The sequence below is a fragment of the Pseudomonas capsici genome, assembly GCF_017165765.1.
Lineage (GTDB): Bacteria > Pseudomonadota > Gammaproteobacteria > Pseudomonadales > Pseudomonadaceae > Aquipseudomonas > Aquipseudomonas capsici.
On the sequence record NZ_JAFGZD010000010.1, the window covers coordinates 18,018 to 33,610 of the forward strand.

Below are 15,593 nucleotides of genomic sequence, written 5' to 3' on the forward strand. Positions count from 1 at the left end.
TGGCAAGGATTTGTTGCGCGGATTGCTAATGTGACCTTTATCCTATTAAGTAAACTGGCCAGTACAATTATCTTGACAATCAAACTGGGATGAGCTGAAACTTGATGCGTTGTTAAGTAGTGGCATGACTATAGAAATGTAATGATTATATGTGCAGATGTATGCACATGGACAAGGCGAGAGGTATATATGAATGTCATTGACTTTAACGACTCTCGCAAGAGAACCGAGCGTGCACTGACTGCAACAACAAAGGCTCCTTTGTTGGAAAAGGTTCTCACTATCACTTTACGCACGGATGCCCCGACGTTTCTGGGTGTATGCAGTGACGGTCTTCGCAGTAATACTTCCATTGTGGGTGGCGACTTTTACGGTCAGCAGTTTCAAGGCGTGGTGTTGCCGGGCGGTTCCGACTTCTTTATCGAAAACTCAGGCGATGTGGCCCGCTTGAATGCGCGCTTTACCCTGCGCACGGACCTGGGGGAACTGATCAACGTCATCAACGAAGGCGTGCTGATTCTGGATGAAACCGGGCAGCAGGAAATTCAGGACGGCGTATGGCCGGTCACTGCGGGGCATTATGAATGCACCTGCACTCCGCGATTCCAGGTCGCCATGGGCCCCAATGACTGGCTGGAACACAGTGCGTTTATCGGCAAGGTGGAATATATATATGCCAATGAAACCTTGTTGAATATTTATCGAATCAAGTACTGAAGTGCAGAATTGCCGCTCCAGGGCCGGAGCGTTGGTTTTGTGTCTCCCACAGGGATGTTGATATGAATGCGCCTGGCGTAAGTATCGTCCCGTAAAGCGTCTTCCTCCCCATCCCATCCAGTTGTCGCACCTTTCCTCGCAGCATCAATTGATTAGCAAGCCTGACACAGAGTGGTTACAATCGCCGCCCTAGATGGCTCTTAGCCATCTTTTGCGTGTCGCGGACAGGCGATAGCCTGTGGCATGCCTCCACTTTCTCAAGGTCAGATGGCGCTTTTCGGCTACATCTCAAGGATGTTCGTTAAATGAATAAGTTGCAGTGCGCCGTGATCGGCTTCGTGGGGCTGATGTTGACGGGGTGTGTCTCCTTTACACCTGCCGGCCCGATTGCCCCTCCTGTCGAAGTGGCTGAGCACACTTTGCCTGTCGGGGCCTCGGTCAAGGATGTAGAGGTTTCGGATGAAAGTATCAAAGCCGATGTACGTCGTAATATCAGCGTTCAGTTGACCAGTCAGATCAACACATACATCGAGCGAGGCGAGTTCTTCCAGAAAATGATCGTCTTTCCGGCCAAGGTCGGCGAGAAAGATGTCGAGCTGACATTCAACTTCACCTCTCTCAAGGGTAAGCGTACGCCTCATCCAGGCTATTTTCCCGGTGCCTTGCTGACGTTGACGGTCTGGATCTGGGTCAACGGCCCTATCTATGTCGATAAATATGATCTTGCCGGTGAACTGAGCATCAAGGATCGCACAGGCAAGCAACTGGCCTCCTCACGGCAGGTGGTCAAGCGCGATCAAAACACAGGGCTTTGGGATAACGATTACTACAACATGGCCTTGGGTTCCCATCAGTTGACCGAGTTGGTCAACATCCTGCTCAAAGATGCCACTCAACAACTTCCAAAAGAATAAGGATATTTTCGTGAACAAGTTTCTTGCGTTGCTGGCCATTGTTTTTTCCCTCAGCCTGCAAGGCTGCATGACGTATTCCCATCACGAGTTGGCGCCTGTAGGGCAATGGCCACTTGCTTCGGCCAAGCAGGATAAACCTGCCGTCTACCTCAAAGTGCTTGCCGAGTATGCGCATAACGACAATGCGATGAACACGAATACCAATATCGCAGGCCTGGAAAAGCTGTTGCTTCAGGAGTTCAAGGACAGCCAGCGTTTTTCCGGGATTACAACCGAGCAGCAATCATCCGATTTGTATGTCACCGCGACGCTGCGCAATCATGAAGAAGGCAATCTGGCAGGCGCTTTTCTGACAGGTTTCACCCTTTTCCTGATCCCCAACACGTTTGATAACACCTTGTCGCTTGAGCTGACCTTCCGTGACAAGGACGGCAAGAAGCTGGGCCAGGTACGTAAGCAAGAGAAGCTGACGACCTGGCTGCAGTTGTTCCTGATCTTTGCGGTTCCCTTCAATGAGTCCACGGACACTCTGGTCAAGCAACTGGCACGTAGCGCTCTTGAAGAAGCTGCTGGCAAGGGGCTGATCTGATCGATGCCGTGCCGAAGCAGTTTCGGCACGGCAACTTTTACCCCGCCTGTTTCTGCCTGTTCTCTTCTTTCTTCGCCTGTTCCGGCGAGATCGTAGCCTTTAACAAGGTCTGGATGGCCTGGCTGTAAGCCTGTCTGCCCAGGCGCATGCTGTTGTTATGAGTGCCGCCTGGTACCAGCAACAGATTCTTCGGCTCCTGTGCCGCCTCGAACAACTCCTCGCTGAAACGTGCCGGTACATAGCGGTCGTCGGTGCCATGTACGATCAGCACCGGCATGTGAATGTCTGCGATCTTGTCCAGCGAATCGAATTTCTGGGAAAGCAGCCAGCGTACCGGCAACGATGTATTGGCGATGGCTGCCGCCAGGTCTGCCAGGTTGGTAAAGGTGGATTCGATGATCAATCCGCGAGCCTGGGTCGGGGCTTCGTCTTTCCTGGCCTCGCGTCCCAGCTCGGCGGCCAGGTCCACTGCCACGGCACCGCCCAGCGAGTGGCCGTAGATCAGTCGGCGTTGCGGGTCTGGTTGCAGTTGCTTGAGCCGATCCCAGGCGATCCGTGCGTCTTCATAGACGGTGTCTTCGGACGGCAGTTGGCCCATGCTCTGACCAAAGCCCCGGTAGTCGATGGCCAGAATCGAGAAGCCCAGGCCCCGCAGTTGTTCGATGCGGAACAACTGGCCGGTGAGATTCCAGCGTGAGCCGTGCAGGTACAGAATCGCCGGAGCATCCTTGCGCGTCGCAGGCCACCACCAGGCATGGATGTTCTGCGAGGTGCCAAAGGCCGGCGTATTGAGTTCCAGTTCCTGTACGTCGGCGGGCAGGCCACTGTACCAGCTGGCATTGCCGGGCTCGATGCGAAACACCAGTTCGCGCTCCTTGTGCTCCAGGACCGCACAGCCTACGGGCAAGCCGATGACCAAAGCTGCCATGCACGCCCAGGTAAAACGGCGAGCCTTGAGACGGGCAAGAGAAAATATCGGCATGAGGGGCAATGTCCGATCAACAAAAATGAAATAAATGCCGATTCCGCTGCGCTCTTGCAAGGCGGCGCGGGGGAAATCGGTTACAGAATATTGCGTCGGCCGCAGAACCGATCGTCTTTATAGTGGCGTCAGGCAAGGGTTTATGTCTTGATTCTGTCATACGGCAGTGCGGAATCTGTCGGGTCGCATATAGTCCTATCGCTTGTCATTCACATTCCCCAAGAGGTTACCGCTCAATGTTCCATCACCGTCCCATGGAAGAGAAAGACATCCCTATCGTGTGTGAGCTGCCTCAGAATGCCGACGAGTTGTTTTACATGTTTCCCCGGGCGGTCTATCCCTTGACAGCGCCTCAGCTCAAGGAGGCCATGGAGAATCGTTTTGACTCGACCGTCATTGAAATGAATGGCGAGGTGGTCGGTTTTGCCAATTTTTCCCGTTCGGACTTTCGTGGCCGCTGTTCGCTGGGCAATGTGATCATTGCGCCAAAGGCCCGCTCCAAGGGGGTAGGGCGCTATATGATCAGTTGCATGATGAATATCGCTTTCGACAAGCACGAAGCCACCGAACTGACGGCTTCATGCTTCAATCACAATGTTCCGGGCCTGCTGTTTTATCCGCGCATGGGTTTTCGACCCTTTGCCATTGAAGAGCGTCGAGACAAGCATGGGGCTCGTGTTGCCCTGATTCACCTGCGTTTGCCCAGAACGCCGGATTGATAGACCGTTCTGAGGATGTGCGGGCTCTTCAATGGCATGTAGAACCTGCACATACCGTTGTTTTTCGTCGCTTCATGAACCGTTTGTCAGTCTTTTCAGCAGATAAATAAGGTGTTTTTCTGACATGCCTGAGCATAAAAACGCCAATATGCTCTAGTGAAACGTTTTTTCTGCCAATTATCCTGAATAATTCCAGCGAGCTGCTATATTGGTGTGCAGGCGAGATATTTGCCTGGCGGTAAGGAGAAGCGTATAAACAGGTTTATATGCAGAAATCATGAAGTGTTAGTTGGCGGGCAATGGAATGTCTTGCTTGGGCGGGCAACTAAAAAAGCATTGGCAAACTGCTGAAACCTGCAGCGCTTTATAATAAGGAGATGGCAAATGATCGCTTGTGGACTGTCGACACTGGAATTGCGAAATATCATTGAAGTTGCTTTTTTACCATTGAGTTGCACCTGTACGGTGGTACCGGGCCTTTCGCCCTCAAGGACTACCCTGTCGGTGCAGATCACTGACCCATCCACCGGACGTGTAGAGCTTTCAGTGACTGGAATTTCACTGGAAAGGCTCAAGACCAGCCGTGATATTTCCGATCTGGTAGCTGAGCTGCGCGATGAGCACACTCACCACGCACAGCTTCAACCTCACTATCACATAGCCTGATTCGCCTCAGGCCTACCCTCAGACGCGCTATTTACAACGCCCCGGCCATAGTGGTCGGGGCGTTTTCGTTTGTGCGAATCCTGATTATTTCCGTGATCTCGCGTGCAGGTATGCACGGGTTGTCAATTTGCTGGCGTTGGTCTTTTGCGGGTTTTTTGCCATGCGATGGAAAAATAAAACCGTATGAATCGTCGAGAAAGCGGTCTCGATCAATGGCGAAGGCGAGTGTCAAAAAAATATTTTCATTAATATCATGTGCTTAGGTTTTGCTTGTTTGATTTCAAGGTGATTTTCAGGGTTATTTGACACCTTGCCGGTTCTTTGCAAATATCCATTCAGCCCTTTCTCTTCTGTCTGGTTCCGACTGGATATGTCTCAGGCTTCTTGAATATTCAATTCCTGTCCATTTAAACGGGCTGGCGGTAGCTTTATGTTCGGTTTTATTGAATATGAAATTATTTATGCTGAGCCAAGGGTTTTTGAATCTCGCCTTGCTATAAACGCCGTGCTGCGCGACTCATAAATAAAATAACGAGCTTTCTCTGCTCAGGGCTTTGTTCTTGGGCGATGTGCCCTGCGTATAACTTCCAGAACTCCTGGACTGCACCAACGTATTTATATGACGATGGAGCCTCATCATGTTTGAAGAACATTTGGAAACAACATGTGGATGTGTTGTAGGAGGCGCCGGGCTCGCGGGCATGGGCTTTTTATTCAACGCGTTGAAAAGCGGTACGTTGGCCGATATTGCACGCGATGGCCTTATCGTGGTCGATGCCAGCGACAATCCCGGAACGGGGGTGTTGGGGCAGTACCGCATCACGGCCAACTCGGTTGGGGATGTCTTCATTGATTGCCTGCGCGACCCCGCGTTGAGCGAGGTCTTCGAACCTCTGGAATATTCACCTGCCTACTGGCGCATCAGGGGTCAGGCCCAGAGTGCTCCGCAGTTGTCGGATGTTGGGGAGTTGATGGCCGAGGCGTCCAGGCTGCTGTTGAACCATATCGTTCGCCATCATGGGGTGAAGATCTGGCGCTGTACGACCATTACCGAGGTTATCTGTGATGAGGATGGGTACTGCCTGAAGGTGGAAACCGAAGGCTGCATGCGCCTGATTCATACCCGGACCCTGGTTCTCAACCTGGGAGGGCGTCAGGATGCACAGCATCTGGTCCGGGGGCTGGCGCAGGAGGGGCTGGTATTGCCGGCTTCCACGAATATCCAGAGTTCTGACCAGTTGTTGCGCATGAATGCCATTCAATTGCGTGAAGTCTTCGCGCCAGCGTTGGCCAGTGGCAGGCGAATCACGGTGGTCGGGGGTTCCCACAGTGCCTTTTCGGTTCTGGAGAACCTGGCCGATGCTCTGGAGTTCGCCGGGCTGCAGGAAGTGACCCTGATCCACCGCACGCGCATCCGCCTGTTCTATGAAAGTGCCGAGCAGGCTTTGGCAGCCGGTTATGAGTTTGATCCGCAATCCGATATCTGTCCGGTATCGGGCCGTATCAACCGTTCCGGCGGCTTGCGCTACAGGGCGCTGGATATCGGCTGCGAAGCGCTCAGGAACGGGCGGATCGGCAAGACGGGCGTTCGCGTGCAATTGCTGCAGACCCACGGCGGGCCACCCGGACACTATGAAAAGGCGGAGCAGGCGTTGGCCGAGTCCGGCGTGGTGGTGCAATGCACGGGTTATCAGCCACGCTTGCCATCCCTGACTTGGCTGGACGGTCGTGCCATACGCCTGTCCGAAACCAAGGGCGGGCTGGATTCCGACGCATCGGGCTGTCCGCTGGATCAGTTCGGTCGCCGCCTGAAGGGGCTGCATCTGTTCGGTATAGGTGCGGGGCTGAAGGCTGATCCGCTATTGGGTAGCGAGCCTTCTTTCGATGGTCGCATATATGGCGTCTGGCAGTTTCATCATGATGCCAGCCGGGCGGTGATCGATGCCGTTCTGGCCAGGTTGCAGGACAAGACCTTGTCCCTCGAACCTTCCCGTCAAAACCAAGTGTTGCCATTGGAAGAGCGCGCTCCCGTGTGGGCGCCCCAGACGTCGCTTGTCCTGAACTTTCAGGGCTGAGTCGTGCCTCCTGTCTAGCTGCTAGGCTCATGATTCAAGCAGTTCTACAGGAGATGTTTCCCATGCCAGTCAAACATGATCTATTCGCGGATTTGCAACTGACCCGGGAGGAGGTCGTCCAGCGCAGCAAGGGCGATGCGAAGTTGCAGCAATTGCTTGCGGACTACGACGATACAGACACCCGGGTGATCAATGCCGAAAAGGGACTGGCGGGCGGGATTGCCGACGATGATCTCAAGAAACTCAAGGAGAGACGTCTGTTGGTCAAAGACAGAATCGTGCAGTGTCTTCTCAAGTGAGAGCGATCAGACCATGACAGTTGCAAACGGCCCGGCCTCTGCCGGGCTGTTTGCCTGAGACTCAACCCAGGCCGGGCGAGGTCCCTGACGAGGTCCCTGGCAAGGGTTCGCCAAAGCCATCATGCCGGTCCGACAAAGGCGATCCGCCGGGAGTGGTATCAGTCCCTGTGGACGAAAACCGCTCATGGCCATTTTGCTGTGCGGGTGTGTTGGTCAGCTTGTCACGAGCCTGACCGATCAACTGCTTTTCACGCTCGCTGGCGGGCAGGGCCGCGCCAATGATCGCTCCTACGGCAAGACCTATGGCGGCGACAGCCAGAGGCTGCTCGCGCAACAAGGTGCTGGCGCCGGATTGCATCTTCAGGCGCTTTTCCTGAAACGTACCGCCTGGGCCATGGCCTGAGGTTGACGAGAGTTTCTCCCCGAAACTGTCTGTCATCTGGCTGGTCCTGTCCTTCATGCGTGCAGCGGTTTCCTGAATCCGGGCCTTGGCACTGCTCAGGCTGTCGCCGACACTGCCTGCCATATCGCTGACCTTCCTGCCGGCATTATCGATCATTGAAGGACCGGGAGACGGCGTGCTGCTGCCCATCATCAGCCAGAGTATGCTCACCGATGCCAGGATGGCAGGCACTGGATTGGCCTTGACGTTATTACCCAGATTGCCAGCAAACTCGCCGCCGTTTTCCCGAGCGTAGGCCAGGGCTTGGTCGACCCATTGGCCGGGAGATATCTTTTTTTCGAGCGCATCGACAATGTTGCCGATATTGGAGCGTTGCTCATCGATTTCCTGTTCGAGGGCTTCCGGACTCTTTTGCGATTGTGCTTCAAAATTTTCCGGTGTGTCGAAGCTGCTGTCTATGCTCATGAGACTTTCCTCTGTATGGCGTCCTTGTCTTTTTGCAAGGTGCTGGCGGTACGTTCCGGCGCAAGGTTGGACGGCTCGAGTTTCCTGTTGCCGCCCTTGATCATCAGATAACCCACCATCATCACGACCACGGCGACAATCAGGGCCGCCAGCCATGAGGCCATGAAGTGGGTCAGCACATAGACCACTGCCTGCAGCAGGACGATAAAACCACCCAGAATCATGACGGCGCCGGCGCCTATGCTCATGAGTGCTTGCCTGGAGGTCTGGACCGACTCCCTGATTTCTGCCTTGGCCAGTGCTATTTCCTTGTTGATCAGCGCTGGAACCTCATGCGCCAGTTGCCGGATCAGGCCCAGTACCGAGGTATCGTTTTCGTGCCCTTCCGGAAGATCGGGTGGCGTCTTCATTACACATCTCCTTTTGAGAGGTCGTCTCTGGTAGAGCCCGTGCGGGAGAGGTCGTCGACCGGGTCATCGTTGAACTCGGTAGCGGCAGGGCTATCGGGAATGCCCATCCCGGGCCTGGCGCTGTGCAGGACATCGTCGGAGTGCGGGTGAGTGGCGACCATCTCTTCTGCGGCAAGTGTCGACGGGCTGATGGGGTCGTAAGCCGCAGTGGAGGTGTCGCTGGCCGAAGACGGAGTGTCTGCTGCCGGGATCGATGCCTTGAGTATCCGCGAAAGCCCCAGGCCCAGGGCAACACTGCCGCCGATGAACAGCATCGGATTGTCGCGGGCCAGTCTTCCCGCATCCTGTAACAGTTCATCGGTATTCTTGCCACGCAGCTTTTCTGCCATACCGTTCAGGCTCTGTGCTATTTCCGAGACATAGCGGGACAGGCCGAGGGTGTCGTTGTTCGATATCTGGCTTGCGGCTGACTGGGCATCGTTTGCCAGGTTGTCGATCTGATCCGCTGCTGTGTCGCGATATTGATCGAAGGGAGCGTTGCCTTGTTGCTTCGTGCTATCTACAGGATTCAGTGCATCGTCATGCAACCCGGGCACAGGCTCCTGGCCTGTTTTGCCGGTCTGTGCATTGCCACTGATGGAGGGTTCGTTGATGGTTGCCATCGTCATTCACCTTGTTCGTGTCGTCAGGTAAAAGAGAATGCCCGGCTCACTACGGACAACGGGCTGGCATTGATCTGCTTGCCTGGGGGTGGACTTGCGGGGTGGAATCGATGTTCCGGGTGAATGACAAGTGGTCACGCCAGACACAGCAGGGGTTTGCAGTCGGGAAGAAAAAACGGCGCCTCGTGGGGCGCCGTATGGCCAATCTGCCGAATGGACGGCAGATCAGCTGAATAGAGTAGGGGGTGTTGCGCGAATTATTGTGGGTCCTGGTTTGGAGCCAGTTCTGCCTGGATGCGCTTGTAGATCTCTTCACGATGCACGGAGACATTCTTCGGTGCATTGATACCTAGCCGGACTTGCAGTCCTTGAACGCCAAGAATCGTCACGGTGATTTCGTCACCGATGTTTATGCTTTCGCCTACTTTGCGAGTGAGTATCAACATAATCTTTTCCTTGATGGCCTCTTGAAACGCCTCTCTCAAGAGGCTGGCGTTTGCCTTTGCGTGGTGATTGTTGCCGAGTACATCCAAATGCATCCATCGTATGACGTTGCAGCGTTGAAATTAATTCCCTCGGGTCATTTTCTTGTCATCGAGATTTGCATCAACGATACGACGAGTACGCCAATTCTGCCCGTTTTGGCACGAAAATGCCCGTAATTACTGGTGGAAAGTAAAAAGTAACGTGAGCCGCAGCATACCTCGCCATTACCGCCAGCTTTCAGGAGGGCGTTGAGAGGGCCAACTCCCCGACATATGTAAGCGTAGGCATTACTTTGAAACATTGCCCGGGCTTTCTGATATTTCAAAGTGAAAGCGTGTAGTTGAGCGTAGGAAATCGGATTTCTGGGTGAGTTCGAGCGTGGCTTACAGCGCAATACAGGTGCGCACAGTGCGTCAGGGCCGTGTTCCCGGGGGGCTGGCTCTAGTGTGGGGTTCGTATAAACGATGGGGCTTGGGCGGCATGTAAGAGAGGGGATGCCGGAGGAGGGAAACAGTCTTCGCGGGCATCTAGGCTTTGTACGAAATGTATCTGCGCTCGATGATGCTGCGTTAAAAACAGGCTCGGAATGCTCATTTACAGCAGTAAACTCCGCTTCCTCGCCTGTTTTTGCCTTGCCTCACCTTCGCTCGAAAACATTTCGTACAGAGCCTAGTGCCCACGAAGACTTGACTGCATCGGTTGCCGTTAAACGACCATAGACAGCAACAGGACAAAGATCAGGCCGACCACCGAGAGGATGGTTTCCATGACGGTCCAGGTCTTGAAAGTTTCTGCCACGGTCATGTTGAAGTACTGCTTCACCAGCCAGAAACCGGCATCGTTTACATGGGACAGGATCAGCGAACCCGCACCGGTAGCCAATACCAGCAGTTCACGGTTGACCCCCGGAATCAGGCCGACTACAGGGGCGACGATACCCGCGCCGGTAATGGTTGCCACTGTCGCCGAACCTGTTGCGATACGAATCACCGCAGCCACCAGCCAGGCCAGAATCAGCGGGTTGACCTGAGCCTGCACCGCCATGTTGCCGATGACATCGCCCACGCCACTGGCTACCAGCATTTGTTTGAAACCACCACCCGCGCCGACAATCAGAACGATGGCCGCCACCGGTGCCAGACTCTGGTCCAGCAGCTTCATGATCTTGGCACGGTCAAAGCCACGCGCCGAACCGAAGGTGTAGAACGCCAGCAGCAGGGCCGCGAGCAGGGCGCTGATCGGGTGACCGATCAGGTCCATCCAGATACGGAACATGTTTTCCGGCGGGAATACCACGTCGGCAAACGTCTTGAGCAGCATCAGGAATACCGGCAGCAGGATTGTCACCAGCGTGATGCCGAAACCAGGCAGGTTTTGCGTGCTCGACTCCTTGGCGATCTGATCCATCAGCTCCTGGGAAGGCGTGCCGGGAATGTACTTGGAAATCCATTTGCCATAGATCGGGCCTGCAATGACGGCAGTCGGCAGCGCAATGATCAGGCCATAGAAAATGGTCTTGCCGATGTCGGCACCGAAAATCCCGATGGCCAGCAGCGGACCCGGATGTGGCGGTACCAGACCGTGAACGGCCGACAGGCCGGCCAGCAGCGGGATACCGATCTTGACGATCGACACGCCAGTGCGACGCGCCACGATGAACACCAGCGGGATCAGCAGCACGAAGCCGATCTCGAAGAACAGCGGGATACCGACCAGGAACGCGGACAGCATCATCGCCCAGTGCACTTTCTGCTTGCCGAAAGTGCGAATCAGAGTCTGCGCGATCTGATCCGCGCCGCCCGAGTCGGCCATCAGTTTGCCGAGCATGGTGCCCAGGCCAAGAATGATACCGACGAAGCCCAGTACGCCACCGAAACCGTCCTGGAACGATTTCATGACCTTTTCCACCGGCATCCCGGAGGTCAGGCCCAGGAAGCCCGCTGCAATGGTCAGTGCAACGAAGGGGTGGACTTTGAATTTGGTAATCAGCAGCACAAGGCCGACGACGGTTACCAACGCGTCGATCAGCAGGTACGTCTCATGGGTCATACCGAACATGGGAGGTCTCTCCGGTTGTCTTTGTTTTAGGAGCCATTCAATGGCGTGATCGCAGAGTGATCACGCCTCGCAACTCGACGCTGTTCCGTTTTTGAGACAGCGCTGTCTTTTGCACTCACGTCTTTAGCCGACTCGCGACTCTTCCCACCATGCCGCAGCTTGCTTGCCAATGGTGTCCACGGACTGGGTCGCATCGACGACCAGCGTCCTGGGTTCGCCATGGGGTGGTTCAAGTGCCGCAAACTGGCTGTCCACCAGGCTGGCCGGCATGAAGTGCCCGGGTCGATGGGCACAACGGTCGGTTGCGACTTCCTTGCTCAGCTCCAGAAAGACAAATCCCAGACCCGGTACGGCTTCGCGCAGGCGTTCGCGGTAGCGAAGCTTGAGAGAAGAGCAGGTCAGGACCGGACGTTCACCGTTTTCCAGGGCGGCGGCCACTTCTTCGCCCAGGCGGGTCAACCAACCGGCGCGGTCTTCATCGGTGAGGGGAATGCCGGCACTCATCTTTTCGATATTGGCGGCAGGGTGGAAGACATCGCCTTCGATCAGGCGACCGCCACTGTTGAGGGCAATTTCTGCGCCGACCACACTCTTGCCGCAGCCGGAAACACCCATCACCACGAGGGCGGAAATAGCAGTTTTCGCAGTTGTCACATTAGATACCTCATCTGGAGACAGCGCTGTCTTTGTCCGGTGGACAAAAGATTCAGCCTGGGCTGCTCCAGTTCTTGTCGTTGTTTTGGGTGTAGCCATGCCATTGCAGGCTGTTCTGCGCAGTGATCAGCCGCGAGAAAGCATTGTCACGGTCCATGAGACAGCGCTACCTTAGGGGGCAATGAACACATTTTGCAACCCCTATGTTAGTTGGCAATAAATGACACGTATTGGTTCCCGCTCGACAGGCCGTCCGACCCTCAATGAAGTTGCGCAACGTGCTGGCGTATCGCCTATCACGGCATCCCGGGCATTGCGGGGTGTCGCCACTGTCGCACCGGAGCTGGTGGACAAGGTTCGCGCAGCGGCGCAGAACCTTGGTTATGTCGCCAATCCCGCGGCCCGCGCCCTGGCTTCATCCTGCAGCCAGACGGTTGTGGTGCTGGTGCCGTCGCTTTCCAACCAGTTATTCATCGAAACCCTGGAGGCCATTCAGGGGGTGCTGCGTACTCGCGGGCTGGAAGTGATGATCGGTAACTATCACTACTCGCCCGACGAAGAGGAAAAGCTGCTGCGCAACCATCTGGTCAATCGGCCCAGAGGTATCCTGCTGACCGGTTTCGATCACACACCGGCAGCGCGCCAGATGCTGGAGTCCAGCGGCATTCCCTGTGTGCACATGATGGAGCTGGATACCGAGCGCGAGGCTTATTGCGTGGGCTTTTCCCAGGAAGACGCCGGCGCCCAGGCGGCGCGCCATCTGCTGGGGCGTGGTCGCAAGCGCCTTGCGTATATGGCGGCCCAGCTCGATCCGCGGGTGTTGCGTCGTGGTGCGGGTTTCCGGCAGGTGCTGGAGGAGGCCGGATTGTTCGACCCCGAGTTGCAAGTCTCGACGCCGCAACCCTCTTCCATCGGTCTGGGCAGCGAGTTGTTCGCCCAATTGCTGGATCGCCATCCGGATGTGGACGGAATCTTTTTCTGCAACGACGACCTGGCACAAGGCGCGTCCCTGGAAGCCTTGCGGCGCGGCATTGCGATTCCGCAGCAGGTTTCACTGGTGGGGTTCAACGATCTGCCAGGCTCGGCCCACATGGTCCCGCGCCTGACCTCGATCCGCACACCCCGCCAGGAAGTCGGCCAGCGTGCCGCACAGCTACTGCTGGGCCTGCTTGAAGGGCTGGCCCAGCCTCCTCATGTGGATCTGGGGTTTGAACTGGTGGTTCGCGAAAGCTCCTGATCCCGGCATTACCCGTGGGAGCCAATGCATTCAATTCATGTTCTTGAACCCCAGTCGGAACTCATGCAGCAGCGGCTCGGTGTAACCACTGGGTTGTTCGCACCCCTTGAACACCAGCGCACAGGCAGCCTGGAAGGCGACGGATTTCTTGAAGTCCGTTGCCATGGGGCGGTAGTGGGAATCTCCGGCATTCTGCTTGTCGACCACCCGGGCCATCTGCTCCAGAATCCCGAGTACGAACTCCCGTTTGATCACGTCATGGCGCAGCCAGTTGGCCAGGTGCTGGCTTGAGATGCGCAGCGTTGCCCGGTCTTCCATCAGGCCGACGTTGTGAATGTCCGGCACCTTGGAGCAACCGACGCCCTGTTCGACCCAGCGCACTACATACCCGAGCAGGCCCTGGGCATTGTTTTCGACCTCTGCACGGATCTGATCCATGGACCAGTCAGGCTTGTCGACAACCGGAATGTTCAGCAGGTCATCCAGCAATTGCTCGCTGATATCGGCCAGTTCGATCTTTTGCAGTTCTTCCTGAACCTTGCCCACATCGACCTTGTGATAGTGCAGTGCATGCAATGTCGCAGCGGTCGGCGAGGGCACCCAGGCGGTGGTGGCGCCTGCTTGTGGATGGATGATCTTCTGCTCCAGCATATCGGCCATGCGATCAGGCATTGCCCACATGCCCTTGCCGATCTGTGCCCGTCCGCGCAGACCGCAGTTCAGACCGACCAGCACGTTGTTACGCTCGTAAGCCTTGATCCAGGGCGTGTTTTTCATGTCGCCCTTGCGCAGCACGGGGCCGGCCTGCATGGCGCTGTGGATCTCATCGCCGGTGCGGTCCAGAAAACCGGTGTTGATAAACGCAACCCGCGCCGCAGCGGCCTCGATACAGGCCTTGAGGTTGACGCTGGTGCGGCGCTCTTCATCCATGATGCCCATTTTCAGGGTATGTCGCGGCAGCTTGAGCAGGTCCTCGATACGGCTGAACAGATGATCGGCAAAAGCCACTTCCTGCGGACCATGCATCTTGGGTTTGACGATATAGATACTGCCTGCCCGTGAATTGCCACGTCGCTTGAGGTCATGCAGCGCGATCAGGCTGGTGATCACGCCGTCGAGAATGCCTTCGGGAATCTCATGTTCCTGACGGTCCAGAATGGCAGGGTTGGTCATCAGGTGGCCGACGTTGCGGATCAACAGCAGCGAGCGCCCCGGCAGTTTCAGTTCACCGCCGTTGGCAGCCTTGTAGGCGCGATCTGCATTGAGGCTGCGGGTGATGGTCTTGCCGCCTTTCACCAGATCCTCGCTCAGATCGCCCTTCATCAGGCCCAGCCAGTTGCGATAGACCGACACCTTGTCATCGGCATCCACGGCCGTCACCGAGTCTTCGCAATCGATGATGGTCGACAGCGCCGACTCGATCAGCAGATCCTTGATACCTGCCACATCGTTGCTGCCGATGGTGTGTTTGTGATCGATCTGGATTTCGACATGCAGGCCGTTGTTCTTCAGCAGAACGGCAGTCGGATGCTGAGGCTCGCCCTGATAGCCGAGGTATTTTTCCGGCTGTTGCAGACCGGTTTCGCTGTCGTCGGCCAGTCTGATCACCAGTTGACCGTCGCTGACTGCGTAATGCCGGGCATCGATATGGGTGCCGCGTGCGAGCGGGGCGATTTCGTCCAGCAGTTCGCGGGCAAAGACAATGACTTTGGCCCCGCGCAGCGGGTTGTAACCGGCGCTGATTTCGGCACCTTCGCTGGTGGGAATCACATCGGTGCCGTACAGCGCGTCGTACAGCGAACCCCAGCGGGCATTGGCCGCATTCAGGGCGTAGCGGGCGTTGCTGGCTGGCACCACCAGTTGCGGGCCGGCCTGATCGCTGATCTCCAGATCCACATTGGAGGTCGTGGCGCAGACCTGCTCCGGGACCGGATGCAGATAACCGATGGATTGCAGAAAGATGCGATAGGCCGGCATATCGCTGATCGGGCCGGGATGCGCCTTGTGCCATTTATCCAGCTCGCCTTGCAGACGATCTCGTTCGGCCAGCAGGTCGCGGTTCAGCGGAGCAAGGTCATGAACCAGCTCATCGAATCCTTCCCAGAACGCTTCACGATCCAGTCCGGTGCCCGGCAGGACTTCCTCATCGACGAAGCGTTGCAGAGTGACCGCCACTTTCAAACGATGGCATTTAATGAAATCAGTCATGGTCAGGCCTCATCCCTGGTTGTTCTGTAGGAGCGACTTCAGTCGCGAA

16 protein-coding genes are annotated in these 15,593 nt (G+C 56.1%); 8 read left to right on the forward strand and 8 right to left on the reverse strand.

Annotated features, from left to right (window positions below; genetic code table 11):
* Positions 1-189 precede the first annotated feature (189 nt).
* The 3 genes from JSY17_RS14985 (at position 190) to JSY17_RS14995 (ending at position 2,220) form a co-directional block, all read left to right on the forward strand.
* Entirely contained in the window at positions 190-717 is a 528-nt protein-coding gene (locus JSY17_RS14985; RefSeq protein WP_117187037.1) for a DUF3237 domain-containing protein, read from the forward strand.
* A 305-nt stretch (positions 718-1,022) separates the two neighbouring features.
* Entirely contained in the window at positions 1,023-1,631 is a 609-nt protein-coding gene (locus JSY17_RS14990) for a hypothetical protein (RefSeq protein WP_117166625.1), read from the forward strand.
* A 10-nt stretch (positions 1,632-1,641) separates the two neighbouring features.
* On the forward strand, positions 1,642-2,220 hold the full coding sequence (locus tag JSY17_RS14995) for a hypothetical protein (protein ID WP_263942950.1): 579 nt from the start codon (positions 1,642-1,644) through the stop codon (positions 2,218-2,220).
* Positions 2,221-2,257: 37 nt separating this feature from the next.
* On the opposite strand, the gene JSY17_RS15000 is transcribed toward JSY17_RS14995, so the two are convergent.
* Complete coding sequence (locus tag JSY17_RS15000; RefSeq protein ID WP_206402233.1) at positions 2,258-3,202, reverse strand: alpha/beta hydrolase; 945 nt, start codon at positions 3,200-3,202, stop codon at positions 2,258-2,260.
* A 236-nt stretch (positions 3,203-3,438) separates the two neighbouring features.
* Here JSY17_RS15000 and JSY17_RS15005 point away from each other — a divergent pair, with 236 nt between their 5' ends.
* From JSY17_RS15005 to JSY17_RS15020, 4 genes are all read left to right on the forward strand, one after another.
* On the forward strand, positions 3,439-3,921 hold the full coding sequence (locus tag JSY17_RS15005) for a GNAT family N-acetyltransferase (RefSeq protein WP_117166622.1): 483 nt from the start codon (positions 3,439-3,441) through the stop codon (positions 3,919-3,921).
* A gap of 384 nt (positions 3,922-4,305) precedes the next feature.
* A complete protein-coding gene (locus tag JSY17_RS15010) occupies positions 4,306-4,587 on the forward strand; it encodes a DUF1652 domain-containing protein (protein WP_117166621.1) in 282 nt (93 codons plus the stop codon).
* 638 nt (positions 4,588-5,225) lie between these two features.
* Positions 5,226-6,662 carry a lysine N(6)-hydroxylase/L-ornithine N(5)-oxygenase family protein gene (locus JSY17_RS15015; RefSeq protein ID WP_232849472.1) on the forward strand — a complete coding sequence of 479 codons (1,437 nt, stop codon included), beginning with the start codon at positions 5,226-5,228 and terminating at the stop codon, positions 6,660-6,662.
* Positions 6,663-6,724: 62 nt separating this feature from the next.
* Positions 6,725-6,961, forward strand: coding sequence for a DUF465 domain-containing protein (locus JSY17_RS15020; protein ID WP_117166619.1), 237 nt, complete (start codon positions 6,725-6,727; stop codon positions 6,959-6,961).
* Between the two features lie 61 nt (positions 6,962-7,022).
* On the opposite strand, the gene JSY17_RS15025 is transcribed toward JSY17_RS15020, so the two are convergent.
* The 6 genes from JSY17_RS15025 to JSY17_RS15050 all read right to left on the reverse strand — a co-directional run bounded on the left by JSY17_RS15025 (position 7,023) and on the right by JSY17_RS15050 (position 12,060).
* Positions 7,023-7,829 carry a DUF3618 domain-containing protein gene (locus JSY17_RS15025; RefSeq protein ID WP_206402235.1) on the reverse strand — a complete coding sequence of 269 codons (807 nt, stop codon included), beginning with the start codon at positions 7,827-7,829 and terminating at the stop codon, positions 7,023-7,025.
* Positions 7,826-8,239: a phage holin family protein gene (locus JSY17_RS15030; RefSeq protein ID WP_200997756.1), complete on the reverse strand. Its 414-nt coding sequence runs from the start codon at positions 8,237-8,239 to the stop codon at positions 7,826-7,828. Before JSY17_RS15030 ends, JSY17_RS15025 begins: the two co-directional genes overlap by 4 nt.
* Positions 8,239-8,901 (reverse strand): hypothetical protein, encoded by a 663-nt coding sequence (locus JSY17_RS15035; RefSeq protein WP_201012191.1) that lies wholly within the window; start codon positions 8,899-8,901, stop codon positions 8,239-8,241. Before JSY17_RS15035 ends, JSY17_RS15030 begins: the two co-directional genes overlap by 1 nt.
* A gap of 257 nt (positions 8,902-9,158) precedes the next feature.
* Positions 9,159-9,347 carry a carbon storage regulator CsrA gene (gene csrA, locus JSY17_RS15040; RefSeq protein ID WP_002554157.1) on the reverse strand — a complete coding sequence of 63 codons (189 nt, stop codon included), beginning with the start codon at positions 9,345-9,347 and terminating at the stop codon, positions 9,159-9,161.
* 745 nt (positions 9,348-10,092) lie between these two features.
* Entirely contained in the window at positions 10,093-11,445 is a 1,353-nt protein-coding gene (locus tag JSY17_RS15045; RefSeq protein WP_117166615.1) for a GntP family permease, read from the reverse strand.
* Positions 11,446-11,568: 123 nt separating this feature from the next.
* Positions 11,569-12,060, reverse strand: a complete 492-nt coding sequence (locus JSY17_RS15050) for a gluconokinase (RefSeq protein ID WP_117181347.1) — start codon at positions 12,058-12,060, stop codon at positions 11,569-11,571.
* A 259-nt stretch (positions 12,061-12,319) separates the two neighbouring features.
* On the opposite strand from JSY17_RS15050, the gene gntR reads away from it, so the two are divergent.
* Positions 12,320-13,336, forward strand: a complete 1,017-nt coding sequence (gntR, locus tag JSY17_RS15055; RefSeq protein WP_117166614.1) for an HTH-type transcriptional regulator GntR — start codon at positions 12,320-12,322, stop codon at positions 13,334-13,336.
* Positions 13,337-13,366: 30 nt separating this feature from the next.
* Here gntR and JSY17_RS15060 read toward each other — a convergent pair whose 3' ends face one another.
* A complete protein-coding gene (locus JSY17_RS15060) occupies positions 13,367-15,544 on the reverse strand; it encodes a malate synthase G (RefSeq protein WP_206402236.1) in 2,178 nt (725 codons plus the stop codon).
* Between the last annotated feature and the right edge of the window lie 49 nt (positions 15,545-15,593).

Excerpts from the sequence above, each read along its gene's own strand:
- JSY17_RS15050 (WP_117181347.1), bottom strand. The coding sequence starts at position 12,060 with ATGGGTGTTTCCGGCTGCGGCAAGAGTGTGGTCGGCGCAGAAATTGCC.
- JSY17_RS15010 (WP_117166621.1), top strand. The coding sequence starts at position 4,306 with ATGATCGCTTGTGGACTGTCGACACTGGAATTGCGAAATATCATTGAA.
- JSY17_RS15000 (WP_206402233.1), bottom strand. The coding sequence starts at position 3,202 with ATGCCGATATTTTCTCTTGCCCGTCTCAAGGCTCGCCGTTTTACCTGG.
- JSY17_RS15060 (WP_206402236.1), bottom strand. The coding sequence starts at position 15,544 with ATGACTGATTTCATTAAATGCCATCGTTTGAAAGTGGCGGTCACTCTG.
- JSY17_RS15005 (WP_117166622.1), top strand. The coding sequence starts at position 3,439 with ATGTTCCATCACCGTCCCATGGAAGAGAAAGACATCCCTATCGTGTGT.
- JSY17_RS15035 (WP_201012191.1), bottom strand. The coding sequence starts at position 8,901 with ATGGCAACCATCAACGAACCCTCCATCAGTGGCAATGCACAGACCGGC.
- JSY17_RS14985 (WP_117187037.1), top strand. The coding sequence starts at position 190 with ATGAATGTCATTGACTTTAACGACTCTCGCAAGAGAACCGAGCGTGCA.
- JSY17_RS14990 (WP_117166625.1), top strand. The coding sequence starts at position 1,023 with ATGAATAAGTTGCAGTGCGCCGTGATCGGCTTCGTGGGGCTGATGTTG.
- JSY17_RS15020 (WP_117166619.1), top strand. The coding sequence starts at position 6,725 with ATGCCAGTCAAACATGATCTATTCGCGGATTTGCAACTGACCCGGGAG.
- JSY17_RS15030 (WP_200997756.1), bottom strand. The coding sequence starts at position 8,239 with ATGAAGACGCCACCCGATCTTCCGGAAGGGCACGAAAACGATACCTCG.
- gntR (WP_117166614.1), top strand. The coding sequence starts at position 12,320 with ATGACACGTATTGGTTCCCGCTCGACAGGCCGTCCGACCCTCAATGAA.
- csrA (WP_002554157.1), bottom strand. The coding sequence starts at position 9,347 with ATGTTGATACTCACTCGCAAAGTAGGCGAAAGCATAAACATCGGTGAC.
- JSY17_RS15015 (WP_232849472.1), top strand. The coding sequence starts at position 5,226 with ATGTTTGAAGAACATTTGGAAACAACATGTGGATGTGTTGTAGGAGGC.
- JSY17_RS15025 (WP_206402235.1), bottom strand. The coding sequence starts at position 7,829 with ATGAGCATAGACAGCAGCTTCGACACACCGGAAAATTTTGAAGCACAA.
- JSY17_RS15045 (WP_117166615.1), bottom strand. The coding sequence starts at position 11,445 with ATGTTCGGTATGACCCATGAGACGTACCTGCTGATCGACGCGTTGGTA.